The 15216-nt window shown below is 42.1% G+C and carries 14 protein-coding genes; 8 read left to right on the forward strand and 6 right to left on the reverse strand.

All coding sequences use genetic code 11. From position 1 onward, the window contains the following. Positions 1-81 precede the first annotated feature (81 nt). From FTU36_RS01770 to FTU36_RS01785, 4 genes are all read right to left on the reverse strand, one after another. Entirely contained in the window at positions 82-1194 is a 1113-nt protein-coding gene (locus tag FTU36_RS01770; RefSeq protein ID WP_180116688.1) for a glycosyltransferase family 4 protein, read from the reverse strand. Positions 1195-1226: 32 nt separating this feature from the next. Then, positions 1227-2162, reverse strand: a complete 936-nt coding sequence (gene lpxL, locus FTU36_RS01775) for an LpxL/LpxP family Kdo(2)-lipid IV(A) lauroyl/palmitoleoyl acyltransferase (protein WP_180116689.1) — start codon at positions 2160-2162, stop codon at positions 1227-1229. An 87-nt stretch (positions 2163-2249) separates the two neighbouring features. After that, positions 2250-3011, reverse strand: coding sequence for a 3-oxoacyl-ACP reductase (locus FTU36_RS01780; protein WP_180116690.1), 762 nt, complete (start codon positions 3009-3011; stop codon positions 2250-2252). Between the two features lie 186 nt (positions 3012-3197). After that, on the reverse strand, positions 3198-5102 hold the full coding sequence (locus tag FTU36_RS01785) for an ATP-binding cassette domain-containing protein (protein ID WP_180010180.1): 1905 nt from the start codon (positions 5100-5102) through the stop codon (positions 3198-3200). A 34-nt stretch (positions 5103-5136) separates the two neighbouring features. On the opposite strand from FTU36_RS01785, the gene FTU36_RS01790 reads away from it, so the two are divergent. The 7 genes from FTU36_RS01790 (at position 5137) to FTU36_RS01820 (ending at position 12292) form a co-directional block, all read left to right on the forward strand. Then, positions 5137-5382: a SlyX family protein gene (locus FTU36_RS01790; RefSeq protein ID WP_078189840.1), complete on the forward strand. Its 246-nt coding sequence runs from the start codon at positions 5137-5139 to the stop codon at positions 5380-5382. Positions 5383-5514: 132 nt separating this feature from the next. Next, the gene (locus FTU36_RS01795; protein ID WP_180116691.1) at positions 5515-6516 is read left to right on the forward strand and encodes a hypothetical protein; all 1002 of its coding nucleotides are present in this window, start codon (positions 5515-5517) and stop codon (positions 6514-6516) included. 70 nt (positions 6517-6586) lie between these two features. Beyond that, the gene (locus FTU36_RS01800; RefSeq protein ID WP_168377899.1) at positions 6587-7036 is read left to right on the forward strand and encodes an ammonium transporter; all 450 of its coding nucleotides are present in this window, start codon (positions 6587-6589) and stop codon (positions 7034-7036) included. A gap of 38 nt (positions 7037-7074) precedes the next feature. After that, positions 7075-9717 carry a type I DNA topoisomerase gene (topA, locus tag FTU36_RS01805; protein WP_180005285.1) on the forward strand — a complete coding sequence of 881 codons (2643 nt, stop codon included), beginning with the start codon at positions 7075-7077 and terminating at the stop codon, positions 9715-9717. Positions 9718-9808: 91 nt separating this feature from the next. Beyond that, complete coding sequence (locus FTU36_RS01810) at positions 9809-10810, forward strand: NYN domain-containing protein (RefSeq protein ID WP_180116692.1); 1002 nt, start codon at positions 9809-9811, stop codon at positions 10808-10810. Positions 10811-10834: 24 nt separating this feature from the next. Continuing rightward, a complete protein-coding gene (locus tag FTU36_RS01815; protein ID WP_180116693.1) occupies positions 10835-11593 on the forward strand; it encodes a hypothetical protein in 759 nt (252 codons plus the stop codon). 126 nt (positions 11594-11719) lie between these two features. Next, entirely contained in the window at positions 11720-12292 is a 573-nt protein-coding gene (locus tag FTU36_RS01820; RefSeq protein ID WP_078189701.1) for an HdeD family acid-resistance protein, read from the forward strand. Positions 12293-12369: 77 nt separating this feature from the next. Here the strand turns inward: FTU36_RS01820 and FTU36_RS01825 are convergent, their stop codons facing one another. Further along, the gene (locus tag FTU36_RS01825; RefSeq protein ID WP_180055624.1) at positions 12370-12819 is read right to left on the reverse strand and encodes a carboxymuconolactone decarboxylase family protein; all 450 of its coding nucleotides are present in this window, start codon (positions 12817-12819) and stop codon (positions 12370-12372) included. 83 nt (positions 12820-12902) lie between these two features. Between FTU36_RS01825 and FTU36_RS01830 the strand changes: the two genes are divergently transcribed. Beyond that, a complete protein-coding gene (locus FTU36_RS01830) occupies positions 12903-14072 on the forward strand; it encodes a glycerate kinase (protein WP_180116694.1) in 1170 nt (389 codons plus the stop codon). 12 nt (positions 14073-14084) lie between these two features. Here FTU36_RS01830 and FTU36_RS01835 read toward each other — a convergent pair whose 3' ends face one another. Then, positions 14085-15197 carry a S41 family peptidase gene (locus FTU36_RS01835; RefSeq protein ID WP_180116695.1) on the reverse strand — a complete coding sequence of 371 codons (1113 nt, stop codon included), beginning with the start codon at positions 15195-15197 and terminating at the stop codon, positions 14085-14087. Positions 15198-15216 lie beyond the last annotated feature (19 nt).

A 15216-nucleotide genomic window follows, 5' to 3' on the forward strand; every position in this document is an offset into this window, starting at 1 on the left:
CTAGATGCTGATCTAGGTGCTGAATTAAAAATATTTCCAGAGCGTTATCCTGCACAGCAAAGATCTATGGAGTGTAGTCAATCAAGCTGAATGCTGAGAGACCACCTGCGTATACAACTCCAAAGTCTGGTCACACATCTCTTTTAAACTAAACATGCTGATAGGCTGCACGTGTTGTGGTTGGTCTAAATGCAACTTTAAGGTTTCGAGTAATTGGGTTTCATCATCGACAGTGACTAAACCTTGCGGATAGACATTCGATAAAATTTCAGCTACGCCACCACGGTTCCAACCGATCACAGGTGTACCTACAGACAGTGCTTCGAGTACAGTCCGTCCAAAGGTTTCCGCTTGGCTCGACAAAGATAAAACCAAATCGCTAAAAGCTAACCATTCACGGATATCTGAACGATGACCGACAAAAGTAATCCGATCACTCAGCCCTTTAGCCGCAATACTGTCTTGCATTTCTTGTAAATAAGCCGCTTTTTTCGGATCTGCACCACCGACCACTACCGCATGTACGTCGGGATACTGTGTTTGTAGCTGTTCCATTAAATGGATCAGGGTTTCATGACCTTTCAAACGGGTGATACGGCCTGGTAAGCAAATCAGACGCTTATTTTCTAGTTCAGGGAAATCTTTTAGGGTTTGATTGAGCCACTGTGCTGAGGGTTGATAGCCATGTGGAAAAGCCGCAGGGTCAATGCCACGATAAATACGCACAATGTCCTTAGTAGGACAGTTTTTGTAGTTGTCCGTGATGTATTTGACAACACTATCCGAGACCGCAATAACTTTTTCAGCCTGCGTCATGATTTGACTATAGCGATTAATCGAATAAAAACCATGTACAGTTGAAATCAGGTGAGGTCGCTTGTTTGCAGGAATCCCTTTGAGGGCAAAATGCGTGAGCCACGCAGGGACACGTGAGCGCACATGCACGATGTCTGGTTGATGTTGCTCAATCAGTTTACGTAGAGGACGAATTTGCCATAAGCTTGATAAGGCTTTTTTATGGATTGCGAGCGTGAGGTGAGTTGAACCTTCAGCTTCCAATTGAGTTACCATGCGACCACCATTTGAAACCACTAAGGACTCATGACCGGCGGTCACTAAAGCACGAGCTATTTCTAAGGTTCCTCGCTCGACACCACCACTGTTCAATTCAGGTAAAAGCTGCATTACTTTCATAGCATTTCTCTTTTTTATGTGCTGAGTTGAACTCAATAGATTTTGTCATAGCCTTGTGGGCGGGTTTTAAAGCGGCGATGGAACCACATGTATTGTGTCGGTGCGATTCGTAGCTGATTTTCAATAATTTTATTGGTTCGAATAGCATCCGAAACTTCATCGTCACTCGGAAAATTATCCAAAGCAGGTTCAATCAGCACATGATATTGAGGGTTGCTGATGTCGCCGTCGCGATAAAAATACAACGGGATCGCCTCGGCTTTAGCAATTTTTAATAAGCGACGATGCGCAGTAACAGTGGCTGCGGGAGTACCAAAAAACGGAGCCATGACCCCTTGTTTTAAACCAAAGTCTTGATCGGGACTGTACCAAATGGCATGGCCATTTTTCAGATTGCGAATTAAGCCACGCATATCATCATGGTCGATTTGGTTGGCATAGATGGTGGCACGGCAACGCACAATCAACATATCCAACAGCGGATTATTTTGCGGACGATAAACCACATCCGGCTCAAAGAACTGTGCGCATAAATAGCCACCAGCATCGAGCAGGGTAGAATGTGTGCCGAGGAGTAAAATACCTTTGCCTTCAGCTTGTGCATTTTGAATATGTTCTAAGCCTTCAATTTGCACCCGATTTTTGAACCACTGCGGGCTGTACCATGCATTTAAGGTTTCAAAAATACCAATCATTTGGTCGATAAAAACCTGTCTTGCATTGGCTTCAACCTGTTCTGCCGTCCATTCAGGAAAGCAAACTTCCAAGTTGCGAATCGTGGTTTTACGACGTGATTTGAGATTATTAAATGCAACAGAACCGAGGAATTGCCCAAGGCGATACTGAATTGCCCATGGAAGAATCGCCAAAATCATAAGAAATACAATCCCTATCCAAATTCCCCAATACTGAGGAAGTAAGAAAGACCATTGGAATTTTCCGGGTTGATATGTTGGCTTTTGACTCATAGGGCTAAATCAAAGATTAAAAAATAGGGTTCAGTTTAGCATGAAGCTGAATTGAAAGAGAAAGTTCAAACTCATGCTGCGCTAGACTTAACCTTTGACTAAACCGCCATCGACAATCAAATTCTGCCCGGTGACTGCACGTGAGTAAGGGGACAAGAACATCATGATGGCCGCAGCAAATTCTTCAGGCGTGGTCACTGTGCGTAAAGGTGTTGATGCCGCAATTAAATCAAACACGGCATCGGGTGTGGCTTTACTGGCATCGGTGCTTTGTAATAAGCCGCCTGAAAGCATATTGACGTTAATCCCAAACTCACCTAGCTCATGCGCCGCTGTGCGAGTGAAGGCCAAAAGTGCCGCTTTTGCTGCAGTGTAGTCGTGGTAAGGCACGACGGGGTTTTGTACTAGGTTGGTACCAATATTGACAATGCGACCAAAACCCTGTGCTTTCATATTGGGAAGCGCCGCTTGCGTGGTGTTGAGTGCAGCGACGACTGCGCCATCAAACTGTTGCTGTAAGTGCTGTGCAGTCAGTTCTTCCATTTTAGGACGGGCATCGCCATTAAATTGAAAATGGATGAGGGCATTATTTACGACAGAGGTGATCATGGTACCAAAATGTGCTTCTGCTGCGGCAAAAAGCTGTTCTACTTGAGCTTTATCTGTGACATCTGCTTGATAGGCAAACACTTGCTGAGGAAATGCGGTCGCCAACTGTTCTGCCGCAGTTTGACTGGATAGATAGTTCACGACCACGCGTGCGCCTTCAGCTATTAAAGTTTGGCTAATTGCCAAACCGAGGCCACGTGCGCCCCCTGTAACCAAGACAATTTGATCTGAAATTTGCATGCTCGTGACTCAATCTTATGTTGAACGTCACCATAGCAAGCTTTTCACATTAGCGGAATCGTCTTTACAAACGCTGTATGCTCCAATTTAAAACAGCGTCATTTAGGTTAGCCATCCAGTCGAGTCATATGACATAAAAAAAGCCGTATCGAAATACGGCTTTTTCTGTATGGAATCTTTGTGGACTTAGCCTTTAGCAAGTGTTTCTAGCTCATCTAGACGTTCCATTTTTTCCAGCATTTCGTCATCAATTTCAGCTAGACGCTGTGATGCTTTGGTCGCAGCATTAGCGTCAGTCATAAACCAAGAACCGTCAGCTAATTTTTCAGACAATTCAGCTTGCTCTTGTTCCAATGCTTCAATTTCAGTCGGCAGTTGTTCTAGGGCACGTTGGTCTTTATAGCTGAGCTTGACTTTTTTAGGCACCGCAGCGGCAGCCGCTGCTTCGGCTTTAGCCATGGCTTTTTTCACATCGCTTTTTTGATCCACGACAGTTTGGTCAGGACGCTGTTCCAAATAGTCTTGGTAACCGCCGATGTATTCATCGATTTTACCTTTACCATCAAATACCCAAGTCGACGTCACCACGTTGTCCATAAAGGCACGGTCATGCGAAATCAGTAACAGTGTGCCTTTGTAAGCGCTGAGCATTTCTTCCAACAGTTCAAGAGTTACCATATCCAAGTCGTTGGTCGGTTCGTCCATAACGATAAGGTTCGATGGTTTCAGTAGCAGTTTCGCCAACAGAATACGGTTACGCTCACCCCCAGACAGTGCTTTAACTGGTGTACGTGCGCGTTCTGGAGAGAATAAAAAGTCTTGTAAATAACTGTAGATGTGACGACGGCTACCGTTTACATCGACATGGTCTGAGCCTTCAGAAACGTTATCTTTCACTGATTTTTCAAGATCAAGTGCATTTCGAAGCTGATCAAAGTAAGCAACTTCAAGCTGTGTACCTGTTTTTACTGTACCAGTATGTTCTTGCTCACCCAAAATAGCTTTGATAAGAGTGGTTTTACCCACACCGTTGTCACCGACTAAGCCGATACGGTCACCACGTAATACCAGTGCCGAGAAATCTTTGATGATTGGCGCGCTGTTGCCAAATTGCACAGCTAAGTTTTCAATTTCAAAGACCACTTTACCTGAGCGCTGCGCATCTTGCGTTGCCATGCTCACTTTGCCTTGTTGTGAACGGCGCGCTTTAGACTCTTCACGCAATGCTTTTAAGGCACGAACACGACCTTCGTTACGGGTACGACGCGCTTTAATGCCCTGACGAATCCATACTTCTTCTTCAGCGAGTTTTTTATCGAATAGCGCATTTTGCTTTTCTTCCGCTTCCATTTGCTGAGCTTTGAGTTCGAGGTAACGTGAATAGTTACCTTCATAGCTACGCAAAATGCCGCGGTCAAGTTCCACAATACGGGTTGCGATGCTGTCGACAAATGAACGGTCATGCGAAATAAACAACAGGGTTAAGTTGTTTTGATCAAGCAGGAATTTTTCGAGCCATTCAATACTTTCAACGTCCAAATGGTTGGTCGGTTCGTCGAGTAGTAATACGTCGGGCTGCGTCAAGAGAGCACGTGCCAATAAAACACGACGCTTACGACCACCAGACAAATCTGCAAGGTCAGCTTCTGGGTCTAGGCCCATTTTACTGAGGATGGCATTCACTTTAGTTTCAAGTGACCAGCCATCCATTTGATCCATCTGATGTTGTAGGTTACCCATGCGCTCACAGGCGTCCATATCACCGAGTACGCAGGCTTCGCTGGCTTCATGATAAGCACGCAGTACAGTAGCGGCTTCACCTGCACCATCGGCAACAATATCAGCAACTTTGCCCGAATCCATGGGCACATCTTGAGCAAGCATTGAAATCGTAATGCCATTTTGCAATGAAACTTCACCCCCGTCTGGCAATAAAGTTCCCTCAATCAGTTTAAGTAAAGTAGACTTACCTTCACCATTACGACCGATTAGACACACTCGCTCGCCACGTTCTAAACTGAAGTTCGCGCCGTCGAGTAGGGAAGGTCCGCCAAATGCAAGCTGGACGTCCCTTAAAGTAATATAGGCCATAATGTTTCCTGAAATCTTATATGAGGAGTGTAAATTGACTACACAACAAAATCTTGATGAACAGGCGTCATTTTCCGCACCCATTGAAGATTTGCAAGTCCGAATTGCATTTTTAGATGATTTAGTTGACCAACTGAATGATCAAGTTGCGCGTCAAAACGCCGAAATCGCTGATTTAAAGAAACAAATGCAGATGTTGTATCGTCGTATTGAATCGGCAGATTTATCTGAAGGCATCGCGGCATTTGACCCGATGACCAACCGCCCACCGCATTATTAATGTCACTATTGAATGACAGGCAGATGACGAATCAGCGCCAAAGCTGTGGATTGGTGTAAATTTATTTGACCTTTTGCAGCGTGACAGGTCTAATGCACCGCATCTGCTGATCGAAACCCATTATTTCATCTCATGAGTCAAAAAGTTGTCCTGCTAGATTTGGAAAATAACCCGCCCACAGCAAATCTATTGCGCAATATCATTGAACATTACAGTACTTTGTATGTGTTTAGCTGCAGCGGAAAATTTGAATATGCACTTGAAGATTTGACTGAAATTGCAGGGTGGATCGCGAGTGGTCAATTGGTGGTTTTGGATATTCCAGAAACACCGCAAAAAGAATTTGAATATGCGGTGATTGTGGGGCAACTGATGGCCTTGATGGATCCAGATGCGCATATTGAAGTCATTTCAGCAATGCCTGATATTGAATTACTGATGGAACAATTGGATGGCTCTGGACTCAGTGCACATCTCATTCAAATTCAGTCAGAACAAGAAGTTTCACATAAAGTGAAGTGTAAAATTCCTGACCTAGAAACCATTCGGAATAAACCTGATTTATTACTGATTAAACACTATTGTGATGGTCTGGAAAAACTCAGTGGCAAACCCAACAGTTTGGATAAACTGAAAAACTCATTGATGAATATTTTGCAAGTCTCTAGCGAAAAAGCTCAGCATTTGGTCGGTATGTTGATCAATCTAAAAATCGTCAAACGCTTTGATGAGCAAATTTCGATTCGAAAAAAAGTACTCAAACAATGGGTGCAGCTAGATTTAAATGCGACTGCTGAAACAGCATTGCCGATAAAAACAGACCTGAATGCATTTAGTGCTTCACTCGAAGATCAAACCTCAAATACTGATGATACGGCATCGATGATTCAGGCTGCACAACAAGGCTTATTTAAAAATTTCAATAAAATTGATCCTGTGCAAATGGAAGTGATCCGAAAATTGCATGAATTAAAGTCAGATAAACCAAAAGATATCTACGCCTTACGTGATTTATTGGAGCAAATGTTCCCACAATCTGACGTTCGATTATTACTTAAAGAGTTGATCGAAAAAGGATATATCTATTGGAATGGTCACGAAGTGCTGTATAGCCACGAGATGTTCCTGAATTAATTTTATCGAGTGAACTTGCGTTTTATATTGCGCTTATGCAACTCTAATAAAGGAATATAAAGGTTGTGCTATGGAAAATATTGGAATCTGGGTTACTGTTTTTATTGTGGTCTTTGTACTTGGGTCGATTTTTGGACTTCGAGTAAATCCTAGAGAAAAAGCCTTGGGCATTATGCGCGAGAAGGCGCGTAAGATGGGGCTGCACCCACGTTTAGTGGCTGCACCTGCTTGGACCAAAATTCCAATGGCTTCTGAAAAACGTGCCAGTATGGTGGCGTATTACAGTGTGCTGATTCCAGATGCGCGTTTGCCTTTAATGCGTGCTTTAGTGGTCGATGACAAACTTGAACTGGTACATGGTGATGACAAGTTCAAGGATTTAGCCATTACATTAAAGGGCATTTATGCTATTGATATGCAGGCAAACTGTGTAGGACTCTATTGGAACGAAGAATCTGACTTAAGAGCCACACAGCTTGATGATATGAAAGCATTTTTACATTCATTGGCTGAACTTTAAATTTTAAAAAACCTATTAAACAGGAATGATGGTTAACTATGGCGAACGCTCCTCGGTCCACATCTAAAAGTACCACAGCAAAATCTGCCGATGCTGGGAAAAAGCGTGCGTTAGTGATTGTGGAATCGCCTGCAAAAGCGAAAACAATCAATAAATATTTGGGCTCTGATTACATCGTAAAATCATCGGTGGGTCATGTCCGTGATTTGCCTACAGGCGGCTCGAGTAAAACAGCAGAGAAAAAGCCAGTAACTCGTGCGAAATTAACTGAAGCTGAAAAAGCCAAAAAAGCACAAAAAGCTTTGGTTAATCGTATGGGTGTAGACCCTGAAAATGACTGGAAGGCACAGTACGAAGTCCTACCGGGTAAAGAACATGTTGTTGCGGAACTGAAAAAGCTTGCATCGCAAGTTGACGAGGTCTATCTCGCAACGGATATGGATAGGGAAGGAGAAGCAATTGCTTGGCATTTAAAAGAAGTCATTGGCGGTGACGACTCACGTTATCAACGTGTGGTGTTCAACGAAATTACCAAAAATGCCATCCAAGAAGCGTTTAAACATCCTTCTCGCCTGGATACAGATAAAGTCAATGCTCAGCAAGCCCGTCGTTTCCTCGACCGTATTGTGGGCTTTATGATCTCGCCACTCTTATGGGAAAAAATCGCCCGTGGTTTATCGGCAGGTCGTGTGCAATCTGTGGCTGTTAAACTTGTGGTTGAGCGTGAACGTGAAATTCGTGCCTTCGTTCCAGAAGAATTTTGGCAAGTTTTTGCAGATACCAAGTCGAAGAAAGACGATATCCGCTTAGAAGCAGTGAAGCAAAATGGCAAGACTTTAAAACTGCACAATAAAGCTGAAACGGATGCTTTACTGAACCTGATTAAAGATGCCGACTACACAGTTTCAGCACGTGAAGACAAACCAACCAAGGTTAATCCAAGCGCGCCTTACATCACGTCTACATTGCAACAAGCAGCAAGTACACGTTTAGGTTTTTCTGTGAAGAAAACCATGATGTTGGCACAGCGGTTATATGAAGCCGGCTTTATTACCTACATGCGTACAGACTCAACATTCTTGAGTGATGACGCTGTAAATATGGTTCGTGGTCATATTGAAACTGAGTTTGGTCAAAAATATTTACCGGCTAAACCAAATCGCTACGGCAATAAAGCTGGTGCGCAAGAAGCCCATGAAGCGATTCGTCCATCAAATGTCGCGCTAAAAGGCGATAGTTTGGTGGGTGTAGAGCGTGATGCACAGCGTCTTTATGACTTGATCTGGCGTCAGTTCGTTGCATGTCAAATGACCCCTGCAGAATATTTATCATCAACGATTTTAGTCAATGCCAATGGCGTCGAACTCAAAGCCAAAGGTCGCACATTGGTCTTTGATGGTTTCACTAAAGTGCGTGGTCAAAATAAATCGGATGATGATGTACTGCTTCCTGCTGTAAAAGTCGGTGAATTACTGAAACTTGAAAAATTAGACCCATCGCAACACTTTACTAAACCACCTGCGCGCTTCACTGAAGCATCATTGGTCAAAGAGCTTGAGAAAAAAGGTATTGGTCGTCCATCGACGTATGCTGCGATTATCTCAACCATTCAAGACCGTGGTTATGTGAAGCTCGATAACCGTCGTTTGTTCGCCGAGAAAATGGGTGAAATCGTGACAGACCGTCTCGATGAAAACTTCAATAACTTGATGAACTATGCATTTACGGCAGATCTTGAAGGTCAGCTAGATAAAGTCGCCGATGGTGATCGTAACTGGAAAGAGTTACTCAATAGCTTCTACGGTGATTTTAAAACACGTTTAACCACAGCTCAGGGTGAAAATGGCATGCGCCGTAATTTACCTGTAGAAGTGGATGCTGTGCACTGTAAAGAATGTGATCGTCCGATGCAGATTCGTACAGGGACTACAGGCGTGTTCTTGGGTTGTTCCGGTTATAACTTACCTCCAAAAGAGCGTTGTAAGGGGACTTTGAACCTAACACCTGTAGAATCATTGGCTGCACTGTCTGACGATGACTCGGCAGAAACAGCAGATTTAATGTCGAAAAAACGTTGTCCAATCTGTGAAACAGCCATGGATAGCTATGTGATTGATGGCGGCCGTAAGTTACATATCTGTGGTAATAACCCAGACTGCGCTGGTTTTGAGCTTGAAGAAGGTGAGTTCAAAATCAAAGGGTATGATGGTCCAACCATTCCTTGCGACAAATGTGATGGTGAAATGCAATTGAAGACAGGCCGTTTCGGTCCTTACTTTGCATGTAATAGCTGTGACAATACACGTAAAGTGTTGAAGAGCGGTCAGCCTGCACCTCCACGTGTAGATCCAATTAAAATGGAACACTTACGCTCAACCAAACATGATGACTTCTTTGTCCTTCGTGATGGCGCAGCAGGTTTATTCTTAGCTGCAAGTAAGTTCCCGAAAGTTCGTGAAACTCGTGCACCGAAAGTGGCTGAACTACGTTCTGTCGCAGATCAGTTGGATGCAAAATATCAGTTCATCTTGCAAGCACCGGATGTCGATCCTGAAGGAAATCCTACATTGGTGAAATTCAGCCGTAAAAACCAAGCGCAATATATTGGTTCTGAAAATGCTGAAGGCAAACAAACCAAATGGTCTTTGGTGTACCAAGACGGTAAGTGGGTTGAGGCTTAAGCTTTAAAATCAATAAAATGCTGACTTCGGTCGGCATTTTTTATGTCAGAATTAATCAAAATTTAAATGATAAAAATGATTGGGGGGAATAGTGGAAATTCAAACGAAAAAGTTTGCTGTACTCATAGATGCGGATAACTCATCGATCAATGCTATTCCATATGTGTTGGAAGAAGTTGCAAAATATGGAATCGCAAGTGTTAAACGCGTTTATGGAGATTGGAGCAGCGAAACCTTAAAAAATTGGCGTGAAGTCTTACTTCCACATGCCATCACACCTGTTCAGCAGTTTGCTTACACAAAGGGCAAAGATGCAACGGATATGATTTTGATCATTGATGCGATGGATTTGCTGTATGCAGGTTCATTGGATGGCTTTTGTATTGTTTCAAGCGACAGTGATTTTACCCCTTTAGCATCTAGAATTCGTGAAAATGGGCTAAGTGTTTACGGTTTTGGAAAAAAGTCGACGCCAGAGGCATTTAAAAAAGCATGTGATAAATTTATTTATGTTGAAAACTTACTGCAAGATAATGAGCTAAAAAATACTGAAGAAGATCTTATTAATTCACCAATTAAAGAAGTCATTGAAAATACAAAAGTAAGTGAACCAAAGCCATCTGTGCAGATTAAAGAGAATACAATCACTGAAATCATTGATAAACCCACTTTGAATTTGATTTATAAAGCTGTGAAAGATAATGCTGATGACAGTGGTTGGGCATATTTAGGTCTAGTTGGAGGGTATATCAATGCGGTAAAGTCGGATTTTGATACTAGAAATTATGGACATGAAAAACTTTCAGGTCTGGTTAAGGCTTTAGGCGTGTTTGAAACGAAATTAGTTGGGAGCCAAATGTTTCTCAGAAAAAGAAGCTTTAGTACTTTCATACGATTAGTGCAGAAAGCGATTAATCAAAATGCTAATGAAAGTGAATGGGTTGAATTAAGCATAATCATTCAAAATTTAGAAAATTCAGATTTAAATATTCGAAATTATGAAGAAGCAATAGAATCAATAAATAGCGAATGGTTGGATTTTAAAATAGAAAAATCCAAAAAATTCATAAAAATTAAAAGACTAATAGCTTGATTAAGTAGATTGGGTATACCATCAATGTGGAAAAAAATTCGGGTACTGTGCTTATTGCTGATTTTATTGGTTGTTGCAGTCAATGCCTATAAAGACAAAAACCAAGACTGGAGTAAACCGATCTTTATATTGTTACATCCAATTAATGCAGATGGTCGAGAGAGCACACAAGCTTATATACAGCAGCTCTCTGTCAATGATTTAAACGATGTTCAACAATATTTACAAGCGACAGCACAGAAATACCGAGGGCAACCGACTTATGTGTATTTTAAGTTAGGTCGTGAGCTGAAAGTTTTACCTCCCAAAGTACCCAATGACGCCGGTATGTTGGATGTTATCTTATGGAGTTTGAAATTCCGCTACTATGCTTGGCAACAGCATGAAAATGTAGACGGGGTTTCGAGTGTCACGCTCTTTCTAAATTATTACGATCCGACTCAAACCAAAGAACTTAAACATTCCACAGCCTTGGAAAATGGTCGAATTGGATCGGTGAATTTATTTGCATCGAATAAACAGACAGCGCAGAATAAAATCGTTTTAGCACATGAGTTATTACACGCTTTTGGTGCAACTGATAAGTATGATTTGGCTACAGGTCAGCCGATTTTTCCTGTCGGTTATGCAGAACCTGAGCGGCAGCCTTTGTTTCCACAAAGCAAAGCTGAACTGATGGCAGGGCATATTCCTACCTCACAGACGCAAAGTAAAATGCCTGAAGATTTAGCTGATACTGTGGTGAGTGACGTCACAGCGATTGAAGTGGGATGGAAAAAATAATGTGGATAAAACGTATCTTATCCACAGTTTCAATTGGCAGTGTGGATAAGATTTGGACTTTTCTTTCATTTTTCTTCATCATGAAGTTGCATAATCCATTGAATAACGAATAACTTGAGAAAAAACATGAGAACAGTAGGCAACGATTTAATTCGCAGTCAGCTCCATGAAAACCGTAAGTGGTATCTCGGTTTAGGTGCTTTATTGGTGGTCTTCGGATTGGTCCTTTTGGCAGCTTTGCCATTTGCGACACTTACGGTGATTTATATTTTTGGTGTGCTGATGATGTTAGGTGGCGTAATCCATTTCATTGCAGCATTTAAAATTTTTGAAGGCGGTTACCGCTGGTTCTGGGCACTATTTGGTGTGCTGTATTTGGTCGCAGGCTATTATGCATTTACAACGCCTGTCAAAACGGCCATTGTCCTGACCAATTTATTGGCGATTATTTTGATCATTGCAGGGGTCATTCGTATCTTTAATGCTGTGCTATTTCGAGCATTTCAAGGTTGGGGATGGACACTATTTTCAGGGCTATTGACCTTGATTACTGGTGTGATCATTTTGATGTCGCCTGATGCGCCATTTTGGGTATTAGGATTATTCTTGGCGGTTGATATTTTATTCCAAGGGGTCAACTACCTTACTTTGGCTTCTTATATTCGACGTGAAGTGCCGAAAAGCTCGGCAGAGCAGTAAGCTGCTTGCGGATCCGATAAATAAAAAAAGAGTGCTGAGGCACTCTTTTTTTATTCACTTGAAATGTGTACAACCCGTTAAGGTTTCACGCTATAGCGGCTACTAATTGCGATACGATTCCATGTATTAATGACAATTGCGAGCCATTCAATCGCACTGATTTGATCATCCGTTAAAAAGGGTAGAGCATCTTCATAAACTGCATCGGGAACTTGGCCTTCGGCGATCAATGTAATCGCTTCGATCAAGCTTAAAGCCGCACGTTCTTTTTCATCGTAGTACGCAGTTTCACGCCATGCATTGAGTAGGCTAATACGTTCAATGCTTTCACCTGTTTTAAGTGCATCTTGCGCATGCATGCGAATACAGAACGCACATTCGTTGATTTGGGATGCACGTAATTTGAGTAAATGAGCTAATCCTTCACTTAGGCCAGCTTCATTTATTTTTTTCATTGCCAGTGCATCAAGTTCTGCGACTTTTTTATATAGCTCAGGTGCAGACTGACCTAGATTGATTCGTGACATTTCGAGCCTTTCTGATGTTTTTAGATATACCTGCTATTTTAAAACCGTTATGGTTGCGGACAAGTTTTATTTTGAGAATTTAGATGACCACTTTTGTTCTTGCGCCCGATTCATTTAAAGAAAGTATGAGTGCTCAACAAGCCTGTGACGCGATGCGGCGTGCAATTTTAAAACTCATACCTGATGCAAATGTCATCGCTGTGCCAATGGCAGATGGCGGTGAGGGAACTGTGGATGCGTTACTCAGTGCTTGCCACGGTCAAAAAGTGCCGATAGCGCTTACAGGTCCTTTGCCCAATCAACGTGTGACGACGTATTTCGGTTTGATTGACGGAGGAAAAACTGCGGTGATTGAAATGGCAAAAGCCAATGGTATTCATCTTGTCGATATTGCTCAGCGAAATCCTTTACTGACGTCAACTTATGGTACGGGCGAAATGATCAAGGCTGCTCTAGACTTTGGAGTAAGTAAAATTATCATTGGCTTGGGCGGGAGTGTGACCAATGATGGCGGTGCAGGTATGGCGCAGGCCTTGGGGGCGCAATTTTTAGATGAAAATGGCTTCGAAATAGCAGTTTGTGGTGGTTATCTGGATCAAATTAACAGTCTTGATTTGACGCAGCTCGACTCACGTTTAGCGCATACAGAAATTATCATTGCCAGCGACGTCATTAATCCACTATGTGGTGAAAATGGTGCATCCCATATCTTTAGCCCGCAAAAAGGTGCAACGCAGGAGATGGTGCGTCAGTTAGATCAGAACCTCAGTCATTATGCCGATGTGGTTGAAGCGACATTGGATTGTGCTTTACGTGCTGTCGCAGGTGCAGGCGCTGCAGGTGGATTAGGTTTTGGGTTGATGGCTTTTGCAGGTGCATCGATGCAATCAGGTGTGGAATTGGTCATTGAACAATGTCAGTTGAATGAAAAAATAGCACAGGCAGATTATGTGCTGACAGGTGAAGGGAAAATTGATCATCAAACTAAGTTCGGTAAAACGCCATTTGGTGTGGCGCAAGTTGCAAAAAAGTATAATAAACCTGTGATCGCCTTTACTGGTCTAGTGGGTGAGGGGATAGCAGAACTCTATGATTTAGGTTTCACACAGATTGTTGGGATTAATCCACCAGATTGTAAGTTGAAAGATACATTAAAAAATGCAGAAACATACTTAGAAAAAAGTTGTAAAGATCTCATCAATTCTATATGTAAAAGATCAGAACCTACTCCTCTTAAGATGGATCGGTTCTGAAAAGTGTTATTTCTATAAGCGATTTTCTAAATAGTGCTGTGCAAATGTAACTTCTGCTTGGTACTCGGTTAGATTTTGCGGTTTAGGGAGACGAATATTAGGTGCAATACCAATGTCGTCAATTTGCTGCCCGGTACGGCGGTGGATAAATGTGGTTGCATAATACAGTGTGAATTGTTGAGATGGCGTTTTGATGGTTCGAATATTTGAAGCATCTAAAGCCCCATAAGTGTTACGCCCCATGACTAAAACATTCGGATTTTGACGTGCGGTTAAAATAAACATTTCACACGAACTACCGCATTCTTCATCTGACAGAATAACAACTTTTTGGGGCGTAGCTTTTACGTCTGAATGGGCGATCACATATTTTTCCTCTTTCTGCTTTGTCATCCCAACCCAGCTATTTTTGTTGCTTTCAAGTTTAGCAATCATACGATTAAATTCTACCTTGATTTCTCCATCAGGTAAGGTTTTGGCTGTTTCTTTCCATGATTGAATATTATCTGTAGATGCATAAATTTGGGGCATTTCAAACCAATACTCAGCTGCTCCCAAAAGTGGATAAAGGGGTTGTGCTGATGTATCAAAACCGCCTGAGTTTTTGCGTAGATCAAGAATTAAAAAACGTGCGTCTAACACTTGGTTTTGATTGTCTTGAATGATCTTTTCAAGTTGATTTTGAACAGACAGATCAAAAGTTGGGATGGTAATTAAGGTTGTCTGCTCGGATAATTTTTGCGTGGTCACGAGATTGCTTGATTGTATTGTTGAACTCTCTGTGATGGCTTCTGATATGGTTTTTCGGCCTAAGCTCAGATGGCCTTTACGAATAGATTTGAGAAAGTGATTGGTAATTTCTTTACAGGCATCGACCGAATTTACTTGTGTAATTTTAGTGTTTTGCTCATTTATGACCTTTTGAATATTTTCTGGATAGTTGTCCCAGTTTTTTGCTCGAATACCAGCATCATTTTTGAGTATAAATTCAGAGCTAAAGTTAAAATCTTTTTGGCACTCACTAGGTGTCATGGGACTAAGTCCATCTGCAGCTTGAATACTTGGGCTTAGAAAAAAACTACCACTCAGTACCAACAATGAAAGCTGTGAAAATTTATTGAACATGTCATGATTCCTAGAGACG

The sequence above is a fragment of the Acinetobacter sp. YH12096 genome, assembly GCF_013419215.1.
In the GTDB taxonomy this organism is placed as follows: domain Bacteria; phylum Pseudomonadota; class Gammaproteobacteria; order Pseudomonadales; family Moraxellaceae; genus Acinetobacter; species Acinetobacter amyesii.